The organism is Streptomyces sp. NPDC049837, assembly GCF_040674455.1.
Classification (GTDB): Bacteria; Actinomycetota; Actinomycetes; order Streptomycetales; family Streptomycetaceae; genus Streptomyces.
The window spans coordinates 191690-206281 of the sequence record NZ_JBFAMP010000014.1; the positions used below are offsets into that span (position 1 = coordinate 191690).

Genomic DNA, 14592 nt, shown 5'->3' on the forward strand with positions numbered 1-14592 from the left:
TAAATGAGTCGACGAGTAAGGGGACCGGCTATGCGGCTCGGCATCAACCTCGGCTACTGGGGCGCGGGCATGGACGGCGACAACCTCGCCGTCGCCCAGGAGGCGGACCGCCTCGGCTACGACGTCTGCTGGGCCGCCGAGGCGTACGGCTCCGACGCCCCGACCGTCCTCGCCTGGGTCGCCGCCCAGACCGAGAACATCGACGTCGGCTCCGCCATCATGCAGATCCCGGCCCGCCAGCCCGCCATGACGGCGATGACGGCGGCCACCCTCGACTCGCTCTCCGGCGGCCGCTTCCGCCTCGGCCTCGGCGTCTCGGGGCCGCAGGTCTCCGAGGGCTGGTACGGCGTCAAGTTCGACAAGCCGCTCTCCCGCACCCGCGAGTACGTCGAGATCGTGCGCAAGGCCATGGCCCGCGAGCGCCTGACCCACGAGGGCGAGCACTGGACCCTCCCGCTCCCCGGCGGCCCCGGCAAGCCGATCAAGCTGACCGTCCACCCGCAGCGCGAGCACATCCCGCTCTACATCGCGGCGATCGGCCCCAAGAACCTGGAGCAGACCGGCGAGATCGCCGACGGCGCCCTGCTGATCTTCCCGTCCGCCGAGCACCTGGAGGACACCGCGATCCGGCACCTGCGCGCCGGCCGCGAGAAGGCCGGCCTGACCATGGACGGCTTCGACGTCTGCCCGACCCTCCCGCTCGCCATCGGCGACGACATCAACGGTCTCGCCGACATGTTCCGTCCGTACACCGCGCTGTACGTCGGCGGCATGGGCAGCCGCAAGCAGAACTTCTACAACCAGCTCGCCCAGCGCATGGGGTACGAGAAGGAAGCCGCCGAGATCCAGGAGAAGTACCTCGCCGGCGACAAGACCGGCGCGGCCGCCGCCGTCCCGCACAAGCTGATCGACCAGACGACGCTGCTCGGCTCGGTGGAGCGGATCGCCGACCGGATGCGGGCCTACGCGGCGGCCGGCGTCACCACCCTCACCCTCGCCCCGGCCGGCTTCACGCTGGACGAGCGGATCGCGGCGCTGCGGGCGGGCACCGAGGCCCTGGAGCGCGCCAGCCTGGTCGACTAGACGACCGGACAAGCCTGCGGCCGTGGTGGGGGCTCGGGGTCATCCCCGCCACGGCCGTCACGCTGCACAACGCGCCACGCCCCTCCCCGGTTACTGCCCAACCGCCCCCGGGGCGCGCGGAAACCGCCGTTCCCCTCCCCGTGCTTCCGATGCTCCCCCGTCCGGCGGAGTCCGGCGGCCGAGCTGTTGCCACCTCACTCGTGCGGCATTTGACTCGTTCTTTGCGGATGTGCGCACAGACGCGCGTATGGAGGTGGCATTGATGCTGTCGGCCCGGAGCCTGTTCCAGGAGATCGTCGACGACGATGATTCCTACCAGTTGTTCTGTTCCATCGCGGCCAGTGGGGAGGCCCAGGGCGGCTGGGAGAACGCCCGTATCGCAGCCCTCCTCCCGGAGAGCATGCGGGAGCTCGCCCCCAAGGTCACCCGGCACGGTGCCGACGAGGACAAGCACGGCCGGATCTTCAACGCCCTGCTCAAGAAGCGCGGCCTGGAACCGGTCCCGGTCCCGCCGGAGACCGACTACACGATGCTGCTGGAGCAGCGCGGCATCGGCCTGACCCACGACAAGCTGCGCCGGGACGAGCGGCTGACCGAGGAGGATGTCCTCGTCTACCTCTCGCACAGCCGGGTCACCGAACAGCGCGCCGCCGACCAGATGGACATGCTGGTCAAGTACTTCGGCGACCACCCCGAGGTCGGCAAGGCCATCCGGATGATCTGCCACGACGAGGACAACCACCTCGCGTACTGCCACGAGGAACTGCTGGGCCTCGCGTACGCCGGGCACGGCCGCGCCATCCAGCGCACCCTCCGCGAGTGCGCCCTCGCCGAGATCGCCGTCTACCGCGACGTCAGCCTCGCCGTCATGGACCACATGGGCCGCATCCTGAAGTGGCCGTACGCCAAGCGGACCGCCCTGGCGATCGGCATCCGCGGGATGTACGCGTACGAGAGGGCCGGCGGCTGGCGGCGCATGGTGTCCCTCACCATGCCGGAGCGGCGCAACGCGCTGGGCGGACCGGCCGAGCCCGCCCCGGCATTCTGAACGGCTTCGGAGCGCCTACAGCCAGCCCCGGCGCTTGAACAGCCGGTACAGGCCGAAGACCGCCACGGCCATGAGGATGATCACGGCCGGGTAGCCCCACACCTGGTGGAGCTCCCACATGTGGTCGAAGTTCATGCCGTAGACGCCCGCGACCATGGTCGGCACCGCGGCCATCGCCGCCCACGCCGAGATCTTCCGCATGTCGTCGTTCTGCCGCACCCCCATCTGCGCGAGATGGGCCGACAGGATGTCCGAAAGCAGCCGGTCGAGCCCCTCCACCTGCTCCGTGGCACGGGTCAGATGGTCGCTGACGTCCCGGAAGAACGGCTGGGCGTGCTCGTCCACGAACGGCACGCCGGCGCCCGCCAGCCGGGCCATCGGCGCGGCCAGCGGACCGGTGGCCCGGCGGAACTCCAGCACCTGGCGCTTGAACATGTAGATCCGTGACGCCGTGTTCTTGGCGTCGCCGCCCGTCGGCTGGAAGACCTCCGTCTCCATCTCCTCCAGGTCGACCTGGAGCTCGCCCGCCACCTCGATGTAGTGGTCCACGACGGCGTCGCTGATCGCGTACAGCACGGACGTCGGCCCGTGCCTGAGCACCTCCGGCTCGGCCTCCAGCCGCTTGCGCACGGCCGACAGGGGCGCGCCCTCGCCGTGCCGGACGGTCACCACGAAGGAGTCACCCATGAACACCATCAGCTCGCCGGTGGTGACGGTGTCGCTCTCCGGCTCGTACAGGACAGGCTTGAGGACCATGAAGAGCGAGTCGTCATAGATCTCCAGCTTCGGCCGCTGGTGCGCCTTGAGGGCGTCCTCCACGGCGAGCGGGTGCAGCCCGAACTCTTCCGACACATGGGCGAACTCGTCCTCCGTGGGCTCGTGCAGCCCGATCCACAGGAACGCGTCACCGCCCCACTCCCGTGCCTGGTCCAGGGCGTCGGAGAAGTCGGAGGGGCCCTCACTGCGGTGCCCGTCCCGGTAAATGGCACAGTCGACGATCACGGCGCGTATTCTTCCCCCGCCCCGGGCACCTCGCACCCATGGAGCGGCCTAGGCTGGCAGGCATGGCCACGTTGATCCTCGTACGGCACGGACGCTCGACCGCCAACACCGCCGGCGTACTCGCGGGCTGGACGCCCGGCGTCGCCCTCGACGAGCGCGGTGCCGCGCAGGCCGCCGCACTGCCCGGCCGGCTGGCCGGAGTGCCGCTCGCGGCCGCCGTCACCAGCCCGCTCCAGCGGTGCCTGGAGACCCTCCAGCCGCTCCTGGACGCCCGCCCCGACCTGCCGCTCCACTCCGACGAGCGGATCGGCGAGTGCCGCTACGGCGACTGGTCCGGGCGCAAGCTCGCCGAGCTCGCCGACGAGCCGCTGATGGAGGTCGTCCAGCGGCACGCGTCCAACGCGGCCTTCCCCGGCGGCGAGTCGATGCGCGCCATGCAGGCGCGTGCCGTCGAGGCCGTACGCGAGTGGAACGCGCGCGTGGAGGCGGAAAACGGGGAGGACGCGGTCTATCTGATGTGTTCGCACGGCGACATCATCAAGTCCCTCGTGGCCGACGCCCTCGGCATGCATCTCGATCTGTTCCAGCGGATCCATGTGGATCCTTGTTCCGTGACGGCGATCCGTTACACCCGTCTCAGGCCGTCTCTTCTCCGGCTCGGCGACACCGGCGACTTCGGCGGGCTGCTCCCGCGCGAGGAGCCCGGCGGCGAGGCCGCGGAGGTGGGCGGCGGCGCGGGAGCACCGTGATCGATTCGCACAGTAGGGTGGACGGGCCGCAGCGCCGTCCGAACTGAAGCAAGGGAGAGGGAACGTGTCCCGTCAGGTATTCCTCTATGACCCACCGGAGCGCTTCGTGGCCGGCACGGTCGGGCTGCCTGGCCGCCGTACGTTCTTCCTCCAGGCCTCCGCCGGGGGCCGGGTCACCAGCGTCGCCCTGGAGAAGACCCAGGTGGCCGCGCTCGCCGAGCGGATCGACGAACTGCTCGACGAGGTGGTGCGGCGCACCGGCGGCAATGCCCCGGTGCCGGCCGTCGCGCCCTCCGACGTCACCGACACCGCGCCCCTGGACTCGCCCGTCGAGGAGGAGTTCCGGGTCGGCACGATGGCGCTGGCCTGGGACGGCGAGGAACAGCGCATGATCGTCGAGGCGCAGGCGCTCGTCGAGCTGGACGTGGAGTCCGAGGAGGACCTCGCGGAGGCCGAGGAGCGGCTGCTCCAGGACGAGGAGAACGGCCCGCCCATGCTGCGGGTCCGGCTCACCGGGGCGCAGGCGAGGGCCTTCGCCAAGCGCGCCCTCGACGTGGTCAACGCGGGGCGGCCGCCGTGCCCGCTGTGCAGCCTGCCGCTCGATCCGGAAGGACACGTATGTCCGCGCCAGAACGGATACCGCCGCGGGGCCTGACCGCGGTGGATCCGCTCGACCTGCTCGCCAAGGGTGAACTGACGGTACGCGGCCAGGTCCGCGAGGCGTCCAACGCGGTGCTGTTCTGTTCCGTCGCGTACGAAGGTCAGGAAGCCGACTGCGTCTACAAGCCCGTCGCGGGGGAGCGGCCCCTGTGGGACTTCCCCGACGGGACGCTGGCACAGCGCGAGGTCGCCGCGTACGAGGTGTCCGAGGCGACCGGCTGGGGTCTGGTCCCGCCGACCGTGCTCCGGGACGGCCCGTTCGGCCTCGGCATGGTCCAGTTGTGGATGGAGGGCGACCCGTCGGCCCCGCTCCTGGCGCTCGTCGACGACGAGGAACCGGGCGACGGCTGGAAGGCGGTCGGGCTCGCGCAGGTCGCCGAGGACCGCACCGCCCTGCTGGTGCACGCCGACGACATACGGCTGCGGCGGCTCGCCGTACTCGACGCGGTGATCAACAACGGTGACCGCAAGGGCGGCCACCTGCTGGCCGCGCCCGACGGACGGCTGTACGCCATCGACCACGGCGTCACCTTCAACGTGGACGACAAGCTGCGCACCCTCCTGTGGGGCTGGGCCGGCGAACCGCTCCCCGAGGAGGCCCTGGACGTCCTGGCCCGCCTGGACGCCTCCCTGGCACCCGGCGCGCCCCTCGCCACCCGCCTGGCCGAGCTGATCACCCCCGCCGAGGTCGCGGCCGTACGCTCCCGGGTCGCCGCCCTCCGCGCCTCGGGCCGCCACCCGGAACCCTCCGGCCAATGGCCCGCGATCCCCTGGCCCCCGGTCTGACGGAACCCCGTCGCCGGAACACCTGCCCGGTCCGACCCGCGAGCCCCGCAACATCCCGCCGACCCTGCACACACCGGCGGTCCGCGCAAGAGGGCCTATCCGGTCATGATCCCGTATCCGGTTCGTATCCGGAACACCCGTCCGGTTACGCTCGTGGCATGCATGCCTGGCCCGCTTCTGAGGTCCCCGCCCTGCCCGGCAAGGGCCGCGACCTCCGGATCCACGACACCGCGACCGGTGGACGAGTGACCCTCGACCCCGGCCCCGTCGCCCGTATCTACGTCTGCGGCATCACGCCGTACGACGCGACCCACATCGGTCACGCGGCGACCTACAACGCGTTCGACCTCGTTCAGCGCGTGTGGCTCGACACCAAGCGGCAGGTCCACTACGTCCAGAACGTCACCGACGTGGACGATCCGCTCCTGGAGCGGGCCGTGCGCGACAACATCGACTGGGTCTCCCTCGCCGAGAAGGAGACGGCCCTCTTCCGCGAGGACATGACCGCCCTGCGGATGCTCCCGCCGCAGCACTACATCGGCGCCGTCGAGTCGATACCCGGCATCGTGCCGCTCGTCGAGCGCCTCCGGGACGCGGGCGCCGCCTACGAACTCGAAGGCGACATCTACTTCTCCGTCGAGGCCGACCCGCACTTCGGCGAGGTCTCCCACTACGACGCCGAACTCATGCGGGCCCTGTCCGCCGAGCGCGGCGGCGACCCGGACCGCCCCGGCAAGAAGAACCCGCTCGACCCCATGCTGTGGATGGCCGCCCGCGAGGGCGAGCCGAGCTGGGACGGCGGCAGCCTCGGCCCCGGCCGGCCCGGCTGGCACATCGAGTGCGTGGCCATCGCCCTGGACCACCTCGGCATGGGCTTCGACGTCCAGGGCGGCGGCTCCGACCTGGTCTTCCCGCACCACGAGATGGGCGCCTCGCACGCCCAGGCGCTGACCGGCGAGTACCCGTTCGCCAAGGCGTACGTGCACGCCGGGATGGTCGCCCTGCACGGCGAGAAGATGTCCAAGTCCAAGGGCAACCTCGTCTTCGTCTCCGCGCTGCGCCGCCAGGGCGTCGACCCGGCCGCCATCCGCCTCGCCCTGCTGTCCCACCACTACCGCGCCGACTGGGAGTGGACCGACGACGTCCTCCAGGACGCCGAGGAGCGCCTCGGCCGCTGGCGTGCCGCAGTCTCCCGCCCCGACGGGCCGTCCGCCGACGCGCTGGTCGACGAGGTGCGCGAGGCCCTGGCCGACGACCTGGACGCCCCGGCCGCCCTCGCGGCCGTGGACCGCTGGGTCGCCCGCCAGGACGCCGAGGGCGGCACGGACGAGGGCGCGCCGGGCCTCGTCTCCCGGACCGCCGACGCCCTCCTGGGAGTGGCGCTGTAGCCGACGCCGTACAGCAGCGGGGCGGCACCTCACCAGAGGTGCCGCCCCGCCGTCGTGTGCCGTCAGTCCTCGGAGGAATCCGGGGAATCCGGGGAATCCGGGTCCGCCGATTCCGGTGGCGGCTCCTCGGAACCGCCCTCCCCGCGCTCGGGCCCCGTCTCCTCCGCCTTCGGGGGCTTCGGGGGCCGCGTCCGGCCGCTCGACGTGTCGCGCAGGTAGGAGCTGTCGCCGAGCTCCGTCGCGTGCCCCTGACCGCCCGGCCCGCCGTCCCGCCGCCGCAGGTACCGCTCGAACTCGCGCGCGATGGCCTCGCCCGACGCCTCCGGCAGCTCCGCGGTGTCCCGGGCCTCCTCCAGCGTCTGCACGTACTCCGCGACCTCGCTGTCCTCCGAGGCCAACTGGTCCACGCCGACCTGCCAGGCCCGCGCGTCCTCGGCCAGCTCACCCAGCGGGATGCGCAGGTCGATCAGGTCCTCCAGCCGGTTGAGCAGCGCCAGCGTCGCCTTGGGGTTCGGCGGCTGCGACACGTAGTGCGGCACCGCCGCCCACAGGCTCACCGCCGGCACGCCCGCGTGCGTGCAGGCCTCCTGAAGGATGCCGACGATGCCCGTCGGCCCTTCGTACCGGGTCTCCTCCAGGTCCATCGTGCGCGCCAGGTCCGGGTCGGACGTGACGCCGCTGACCGGCACCGGCCGGGTGTGCGGGGTGTCGCCGAGCAGCGCGCCCAGGATCACCACCATCTCCACGCCCAACTCATGGGCGAAGCCGAGCAGCTCGTTGCAGAACGAGCGCCAGCGCATCGACGGCTCGATGCCGCGGACAAGCACAAGATCGCGCGGCTTGTCGCCGCCCACCCGGACCACCGACAGCCTGGTGGTGGGCCAAGTGATCTTCCGTACCCCGCCGTCCATGTACACCGTGGGCCGGTTGACCTGGAAGTCGTAGTAGTCCTCGGCGTCGAGCGCCGCGAACACCTCGCCCTTCCACTCCCGTTCCAGGTGCGCGACCGCGGTGGAGGCGGCGTCGCCGGCGTCGTTCCAGCCCTCGAACGCGGCCACCATGACCGGGTCGATCAGCTCGGGAACCCCCTCGAGCTCGATCACCCAGGCCTCCTTCCGAAGTTCCGTGCGTACGGACCAACCTTACGGCTTTCCGGGGCCCCGCCCGCAGCCCCCGTACACGTCCGAGTGCTGTACCGACCGGGAGCCACTACCCATGCCGACCGGCGTGAACACGGCCGGAAACCAGCCGATTCATCCGAGCGCTGCCCGCTACGGCGCGTCCCGCAGCCACCGCTCCACGCCCGCCACATGCACCGTCGCCCAGGAGCGGGCCGCCTCGGCGTCCCGGTCGCGGAGCGCCGCCAGGATGGCACGGTGTTCGTCGAGCGCGTGGCCGACGGCGCCCTCCTTGGCGAGACCCCGCCAGATCCGGACCCGGGCCGCCGGGCCGGCCAGGCCGTCCAGCAGCGAGCCGAGCACCGTGTTCCCGGCGGCCCGGACGACGCGCCGGTGGAACTCCAGGTCGGCGGCGGCCAGTTCCTCCACCGACGCCTCGTCACCGAGAGCGCCCAGCGCGTCCAGCTCGTCCAGCCGGCCGGCCAGCTCGTCCAGCTCGGCCTCGCTGATCCGGCTCGCGGCCAGCCCGGTCGCGGCGGGCTCCAGCAGGCGGCGTACGGCGAGGAGCTCCCGCGCCGTGTCGTCGCGGTGGAAGTCCACGAAGTCCACCACGAAGCCGAGCGCCTCCAGCAGCAGTTGCGGGTCGAGGCTGGTGACGTACGTGCCGTCCCCCTGACGTACGTCGAGGATGCGGATCAGCGACAGGGCGCGCACCGCCTCGCGCAGGGAGTTGCGCGACAGGCCCAGCTCGGCGGCCAGTTCGCTCTCCTTGGGGAGCCGGTCGCCGGGGCGCAGCCTGCCCGAGACGATCATCCCCTTGATCTGCTCGATCGCCTCGTCGGTCACGGCCATGGCGTCCCCCGGTGTCCATACATCCGATGTCTGAGCGTACAGCGAGGGCGGCCCGGGAAGGGCCGCCCTCGTCATACCGCTATGGCCGTCAGGCCTTCTTGCCGAGCATGTCCTCGACCCTGGCGCGGATGTCGTCCGTCGCCAGACCGCGGATCGTCAGGGTCGTGCGGCGGCGCAGCACGTCGTCCGCCGTCTCGGCCCACTCGTGGTCACGGGCGTAGGCGACCTGCGCCCAGATCTCCGGCGCGTCCGGGTGGATGCGCTCGGCCAGCTCGGGGTTGTCGTTGGCCAGGCGCGCGATGTCGAAGGAGAGCGAGCCGTAGTGCGTGGCCAGGTGGCGGGCGGTGTCGGCGGCCATGCGCGGGCCGGGCGTACCGCCGTCGACGAGCAGCCGGTGGGCGACCGCGTTCGGGTTGGCTATGCCGGGCAGCGGGAGCTTCTTCGGCAGGGCCGAGATCGGCTCCATGTCCTCGCCCAGCGGGCCGCCGGGCAGGGAGGCCAGCTTGTTCATCACCGTGCGGCCGATGTGGCGGAAGGTCGTCCACTTGCCGCCGGCCACCGACAGCATGCCGCCGCGGCCCTCGGTCACGACCGTCTCCCGCTTGGCCTTGGAGGTGTCGCCGGGCCCGCCCGGCAGCACCCGCAGACCCGCGAAGGAGTACGTGATCAGGTCCCGGGAGAGCTGCTGGTCGCGGATGGAGAACGCGGCCTCGTCCAGGATCTGGGTGATGTCCTTCTCGTTGACCGCGACCTCGCCGGGGTCGCCCTCGTACTCCTCGTCGGTCGTACCGAGCAGCAGCATGTCCTCCCAGGGGAGGGCGAAGGTGATGCGGTACTTGTCGATCGGGGTGGCGAGCGCGGCCTTCCAGGGGGAGGTGCGCTTCAGGACGAGGTGCGCGCCCTTGGAGAGGCGGATGGAGGGCGCCGCGTTCGGGTCCTCCATCCGGCGCAGGTGGTCGACCCAGGGGCCGGTGGCGTTGAGGACCAGGCGGGCGTCGACGCCGAACTCGTCACCGCTGGTGCGGTCCCTCAGGTCCGCGCCGGTGACCCGGCCCTTGGTGAAGCGGAGGCCGGTGACCTCGGCATGGTTGAGGACGGTGGCGCCCGCGTCGACGGCGGCGCGGACCGTCATCAGGGCCATGCGCGCGTCGTTCATCTGGTCGTCGCCGTACACGGCCACGGCCTTGAGGTTCTCGGTGCGCAGCTCCGGCACGTCCTGGGCGGCCTTGGCGGGGCTCAGCAGGTGGCCGACGCCGTCGCCGAAGGCGGAGAGCGCCGAGTACGCGAAGACGCCCGCGCCGAGCTTGGCGGCGCCGTGCGGGCCGCCCTTGTAGACCGGCAGGTAGAAGGTGAGCGGGTTCGCCAGGTGCGGGGCGACCTGGCGGGAGACCGCACGGCGCTCGAAGTGGTTCTCCGCGACCAGCTTCACCGCACCGGTCTGCAGGTAGCGCAGACCGCCGTGGAGGAGCTTGGAGGAGGCGGAGGAGGTGGCGCCGGCGAAGTCGCCGGCGTCCACCAGGGCCACCCGCAGCCCGGACTGCGCGGCGTGCCAGGCCGTGGAGATGCCCAGGATGCCGCCGCCGATCACCAGGAGGTCGTAGGTGGCCTTGGAGAGCTGCTCCCGCGTCTCGGCACGGCTCGGCAGGGAACCGGCAGCCGGGTGCGTCCCGAGGGAGGGGACGCTCTGCAGGGTGGTCATGTCGATTTACTCCTCGTCCTCGATCCAGCCCATGGTCCGCTCGACGGCCTTGAGCCAGTTCTTGTACTCGCTGTCACGCTTGTCAGCGTCCATGCGGGGGGTCCACTCGGCGGCCCTGCGCCAGTTGGCGCGCAGCGCGTCGGTGTCGGGCCAGAAGCCGACGGCCAGGCCGGCGGCGTAGGCGGCGCCGAGGCAGGTGGTCTCGGCGACCATCGGGCGCACCACGGGGGCGTCCAGGAAGTCCGAGAGCGTCTGCATCAGCAGGTTGTTGGAGGTCATGCCGCCGTCGACCTTGAGCGCGGCCAGTTCGACGCCGGAGTCCTTCGTCATGGCGTCGGTGATCTCGCGGGTCTGCCAGGCGGTGGCCTCGAGCACGGCGCGCGCGATGTGCGCCTTGGTGACGTACCGGGTGAGGCCGGCGATCACGCCGCGGGCGTCGGAGCGCCAGTACGGGGCGAACAGGCCGGAGAAGGCCGGTACGAAGTACGCGCCGCCGTTGTCCTCGACCGACGACGCGAGGGTCTCGATCTCGGCGGCGGAGTTGATCAGGCCCATCTGGTCGCGCATCCACTGCACCAGCGAGCCGGTGACGGCGATGGAGCCCTCCAGGGCGTACACCGGGGCCTGGTCGCCGATCTTGTAGCCGACGGTGGTGATCAGACCCGAGTACGAGTTGATGATCTTCTCGCCGGTGTTCAGCAGCAGGAAGGTGCCGGTGCCGTACGTCGACTTGGCCTCGCCCTCGGCGAAGCAGGTCTGGCCGAACAGGGCCGCCTGCTGGTCGCCGAGCGCGGAGGCGACCGGGACGCCGTCCAGGACGCCGCCCTTGACGTGGCCGTACACCTCGGCGGAGGAGCGGATCTCCGGCAGCACGGCCGCCGGGACGTCCATGGACTCCAGGATCTTCTGGTCCCACTCCATGGTGTGGAGGTTCATCAGCATGGTGCGGGAGGCGTTGGTGACGTCGGTGACGTGGTGACCGCCGTCCGCACCGCCCGTCAGGTTCCAGATGACCCAGGAGTCCATGGTGCCGAAGAGGATGTCGCCGCGCTCGGCGCGCTCGCGCAGGCCCTCGACGTTGTCCAGCAGCCAGCGGACCTTCGGGCCGGCGAAGTACGACGCGAGCGGCAGGCCGGTCTCGCGGCGGAAGCGGTCCTGGCCGACGTTGCGGCCGAGCTCCTTGCAGAGCGCGTCGGTGCGGGTGTCCTGCCACACGATGGCGTTGTGGACGGGCTCACCGGTGTTCTTGTCCCACAGCAGCGTGGTCTCGCGCTGATTGGTGATGCCGATGGCCTTGACGTCGGCGGCGGTGATGCCCGCCTTGTCGATGGCGCCGGCGACGACTTCCTGGACGTTGGCCCAGATCTCGGCGGCGTCGTGCTCCACCCAGCCCGGCTTGGGGAAGATCTGCTCGTGCTCCTTCTGGTCGACGGAGACGATGCGTCCGTCGCGGTCGAAGACGATGCAGCGGCTGGAGGTGGTGCCCTGGTCGATGGCGGCGATGAAGGGGCCGGTGGTGTGTGCGTCGGTCACGGTTGCTCCCGTAAGTCTGTAAGAAGGACGGCTCAGGCGAACGCGATGTTGTAGATACCCGCGGCGAGGGCTCCGCCGATCAGCGGGCCGGCGACGGGAATCCATGCGTAGCCCCAGTCGGAGCCGCCCTTGTTCGGCAGCGGGAGCAGGGCGTGCACGATGCGCGGGCCGAGGTCACGGGCCGGGTTGATGGCGTACCCGGTCGGGCCACCGAGCGAGAGACCGATGCCGACCACGACGAGGGCGACCATCAGGCCACCGACGGTGCCCAGGCCCTTGCCGCTGTCGTTGAGGCCCTGGGTGAGGACCGCGAGGACGAGCACCAGGGTGCCGATGATCTCGGTGGCGAGGTTCTGCCAGACGTTACGGATCTCGGGGCCGGTCGAGAAGACGCCGAGAACGGGGCCGGCGTGGCTCTTGGCCTCGTCGTGGGGGCCCTCGATGGCCTTCTCGGCCGGGTCGCCCACGATCTCGCGGTCGGTCAGGTGCGCGTGGAACTGGCCGTAGTAGGCGATCCAGACCAGCGCCGCACCGATCATGGCGCCGAGGAGCTGGCCCGCGAAGTAGACGGGGACGTTCTTCCAGTCCCCGTCCTTGATCGCGATGCCGACCGTGACGGCGGGGTTGAGGTGCGCGCCGGACAGGGAGCCCGTCGTGTAGACGGCGGTCAGGACCGCGAAGCCCCACCCGAAGGTGATGGCCAGCCAGCCGGCGTTCTGCGCCTTCGAGCGCTTGAGTACGACGGCGGCGACCACGCCACCGCCGAGCAGGATGAGTACGGCGGTACCAATGATCTCGCCGATGAAGATGTCGGAGCTGGACACCCGCGACTCCTTTGTCCTTCGTCCAGGGGAAGGCGAACCCCGGGTCCCTCCGGTGGTCCGTGCCCTCGGTGAGGGCGATAACCGGCCTCCTGGCGTTGCCACACTCTAGCGCGTATTGCCGGTAGGTGTTCGACAATGCCGACCGATGAACGGCAGTTTTGCCCCCTCGTAAACGTGGCGTCAAGAGTTCTGTTGGCCGAAATGCGTTCGTTACCGATGATGCGCCGGAGGTGTCAGAAGCGCCCGGCGCCCAGGTCGCGGGAGACCGCGCGGGCACAGTCCCGCACCGCGGCCACCAGGTCGGAGCGCAGCTCCCCGCCGTCCCCGCAGACCCGCTCCACGGCGCCCGTGATGGCCACCGCCCCGACCGGCATCCGGCGCCGGTCGTGGATGGGCGCGGCCACCGACGCCACGCCCTCCCAGGTCTCCTCCACGTCCGCCGCCCAGCCGCGGGCCCTGGTCATGTCCAGCACGGCCTCGAAGTCCTCCAGGTCCGTGATGGTGCGGGGCGTGAACGCCTCCCGCTCCACCTCCAGGGCCTCGGTGTGGGCCACCGGGTCGTACGCCGACAGCACCTTGCCCAGAGCCGTGGAGTGCAGCGGCTGCATCGCACCGACCTCCAGCACCTGGCGGCTGTCGTCGGGCCGGAAGACGTGGTGCACGACGAGCACGCCGTGCTGGTGCAGCACCCCGAGGTGGACGCTCTCGCCGCTGGAGCGCGCCAGGTCGTCCGTCCAGACGAGGGCGCGGGCCCGCAGCTCGTGCACGTCGAGGTAGCTGTTGCCGAGCCGCAGCAGCTCGGCGCCGAGCTGGTAGCGGCCCGAGGTGGCGTCCTGCTCGACGAAGCCCTCCGCCTGGAGGGTGCGCAGGATGCCGTGCGCCGTGCCCTTCGCGAGGTCCAGCGACGACGCGATGTCCGACAGCCCGAGACGGCGCTCCCCGCCGGCGAGCAGTCGCAGCATCGCCGCCGCCCGTTCCAGCGACTGGATGTTCTTCGGCATCGCCCGGCCCTTCTCCCTCTGTTCGACAATGCTGAACACTATCGGTGGTTGCCGACCCTGAGCCACATCGAGGAAGCCCCCCGGAACCCGCGCGAACGGACGTCGCGGCCCCCAGCATGCCGTCCACCACCTGGAACGCAATGTCCACCCCGGTGGGTACGCGGTTACTCTGGCCCGGTGCGCCTTCCTCCGAAGACGCAAAGCCGACAGCCGTCGCACTCCAGGGAGCACAACCATGGCCTCGTCGCCGACCCCCTCCGCTGACAGCACCCAGAAGACTGACAGCCGGACCCGAGCCGCAGCCCTTCGTCAGGCCCTCGCCACCCGTGTGGTGGTGGCCGACGGGGCCATGGGCACCATGCTCCAGGCGCAGGACCCGACCCTTGAGGACTTCGAGAACCTCGAAGGGTGCAACGAGATCCTCAACATCACGCGGCCGGACATTGTGCGGTCGGTGCATGAGGAGTACTTCGCGGTCGGTGTGGACTGCGTGGAGACGAACACCTTCGGTGCGAATTTCGCGGCGCTGGGGGAGTACGACATCCCGGAGCGGGTTTTCGAGCTGTCGGAGGCCGGCGCGCGGATCGCGCGTGAGGTCGCGGATGAGTTCACGGCCTCCACGGGGCAGCAGCGGTGGGTGCTGGGGTCGATGGGTCCGGGTACGAAGCTGCCGACGCTGGGCCACGCCCCGTATGTGAAGCTGCGGGATGCGTATCAGCAGAACGCGGAGGGGATGATCGCGGGCGGTGCGGATGCGCTGCTGGTGGAGACCACGCAGGACCTGCTCCAGACCAAGGCGGCGGTTCTTGGTGCGCGCCGGGCGCTGGAGGCGTCGGGTGTGGATCTGCC

Annotated in this window: 14 protein-coding genes; 7 read left to right on the plus strand and 7 right to left on the minus strand. The window is 71.1% G+C overall.

Going from position 1 to position 14592, the window contains the following annotated elements:
- Positions 1 to 30: 30 nt before the first annotated feature.
- Both AB0J57_RS30835 and AB0J57_RS30840 read left to right on the plus strand, forming a co-directional pair.
- On the plus strand, positions 31 to 1083 hold the full coding sequence (locus AB0J57_RS30835; protein WP_366131650.1) for an LLM class F420-dependent oxidoreductase: 1053 nt from the start codon (positions 31 to 33) through the stop codon (positions 1081 to 1083).
- 262 nt (positions 1084 to 1345) lie between these two features.
- Positions 1346 to 2131 carry a ferritin-like domain-containing protein gene (locus tag AB0J57_RS30840; protein WP_366131651.1) on the plus strand — a complete coding sequence of 262 codons (786 nt, stop codon included), beginning with the start codon at positions 1346 to 1348 and terminating at the stop codon, positions 2129 to 2131.
- A gap of 15 nt (positions 2132 to 2146) precedes the next feature.
- On the opposite strand, the gene corA is transcribed toward AB0J57_RS30840, so the two are convergent.
- Positions 2147 to 3142, minus strand: a complete 996-nt coding sequence (gene corA, locus AB0J57_RS30845) for a magnesium/cobalt transporter CorA (RefSeq protein ID WP_366131671.1) — start codon at positions 3140 to 3142, stop codon at positions 2147 to 2149.
- Positions 3143 to 3195: 53 nt separating this feature from the next.
- Between corA and AB0J57_RS30850 the strand changes: the two genes are divergently transcribed.
- The 4 genes from AB0J57_RS30850 to mshC all read left to right on the plus strand — a co-directional run bounded on the left by AB0J57_RS30850 (position 3196) and on the right by mshC (position 6716).
- A complete protein-coding gene (locus AB0J57_RS30850) occupies positions 3196 to 3882 on the plus strand; it encodes a histidine phosphatase family protein (protein WP_366131652.1) in 687 nt (228 codons plus the stop codon).
- A 64-nt stretch (positions 3883 to 3946) separates the two neighbouring features.
- Complete coding sequence (locus tag AB0J57_RS30855) at positions 3947 to 4537, plus strand: DUF3090 domain-containing protein (protein WP_084897554.1); 591 nt, start codon at positions 3947 to 3949, stop codon at positions 4535 to 4537.
- Positions 4501 to 5328 carry an SCO1664 family protein gene (locus AB0J57_RS30860; RefSeq protein ID WP_366131653.1) on the plus strand — a complete coding sequence of 276 codons (828 nt, stop codon included), beginning with the start codon at positions 4501 to 4503 and terminating at the stop codon, positions 5326 to 5328. Before AB0J57_RS30855 ends, AB0J57_RS30860 begins: the two co-directional genes overlap by 37 nt.
- Before the next feature lie 158 nt (positions 5329 to 5486).
- The gene (gene mshC, locus AB0J57_RS30865) at positions 5487 to 6716 is read left to right on the plus strand and encodes a cysteine--1-D-myo-inosityl 2-amino-2-deoxy-alpha-D-glucopyranoside ligase (RefSeq protein ID WP_366131654.1); all 1230 of its coding nucleotides are present in this window, start codon (positions 5487 to 5489) and stop codon (positions 6714 to 6716) included.
- A gap of 62 nt (positions 6717 to 6778) precedes the next feature.
- On the opposite strand, the gene AB0J57_RS30870 is transcribed toward mshC, so the two are convergent.
- The 6 genes from AB0J57_RS30870 to AB0J57_RS30895 form a co-directional block, all read right to left on the minus strand.
- Positions 6779 to 7819, minus strand: coding sequence for a PAC2 family protein (locus tag AB0J57_RS30870; RefSeq protein WP_366131655.1), 1041 nt, complete (start codon positions 7817 to 7819; stop codon positions 6779 to 6781).
- Positions 7820 to 7987: 168 nt separating this feature from the next.
- On the minus strand, positions 7988 to 8686 hold the full coding sequence (locus tag AB0J57_RS30875; RefSeq protein WP_366131656.1) for a FadR/GntR family transcriptional regulator: 699 nt from the start codon (positions 8684 to 8686) through the stop codon (positions 7988 to 7990).
- Positions 8687 to 8774: 88 nt separating this feature from the next.
- Positions 8775 to 10385 (minus strand): glycerol-3-phosphate dehydrogenase/oxidase, encoded by a 1611-nt coding sequence (locus tag AB0J57_RS30880; RefSeq protein ID WP_366131657.1) that lies wholly within the window; start codon positions 10383 to 10385, stop codon positions 8775 to 8777.
- 6 nt (positions 10386 to 10391) lie between these two features.
- On the minus strand, positions 10392 to 11918 hold the full coding sequence (gene glpK, locus AB0J57_RS30885; RefSeq protein WP_366131658.1) for a glycerol kinase GlpK: 1527 nt from the start codon (positions 11916 to 11918) through the stop codon (positions 10392 to 10394).
- 32 nt (positions 11919 to 11950) lie between these two features.
- On the minus strand, positions 11951 to 12742 hold the full coding sequence (locus tag AB0J57_RS30890) for an MIP/aquaporin family protein (RefSeq protein ID WP_366131659.1): 792 nt from the start codon (positions 12740 to 12742) through the stop codon (positions 11951 to 11953).
- 233 nt (positions 12743 to 12975) lie between these two features.
- A complete protein-coding gene (locus AB0J57_RS30895) occupies positions 12976 to 13743 on the minus strand; it encodes an IclR family transcriptional regulator (protein WP_366131660.1) in 768 nt (255 codons plus the stop codon).
- A gap of 235 nt (positions 13744 to 13978) precedes the next feature.
- On the opposite strand from AB0J57_RS30895, the gene AB0J57_RS30900 reads away from it, so the two are divergent.
- The coding region (locus AB0J57_RS30900; RefSeq protein WP_366131661.1) for a homocysteine S-methyltransferase family protein at positions 13979 to 14592 on the plus strand (614 nt) is incomplete at its 3' end.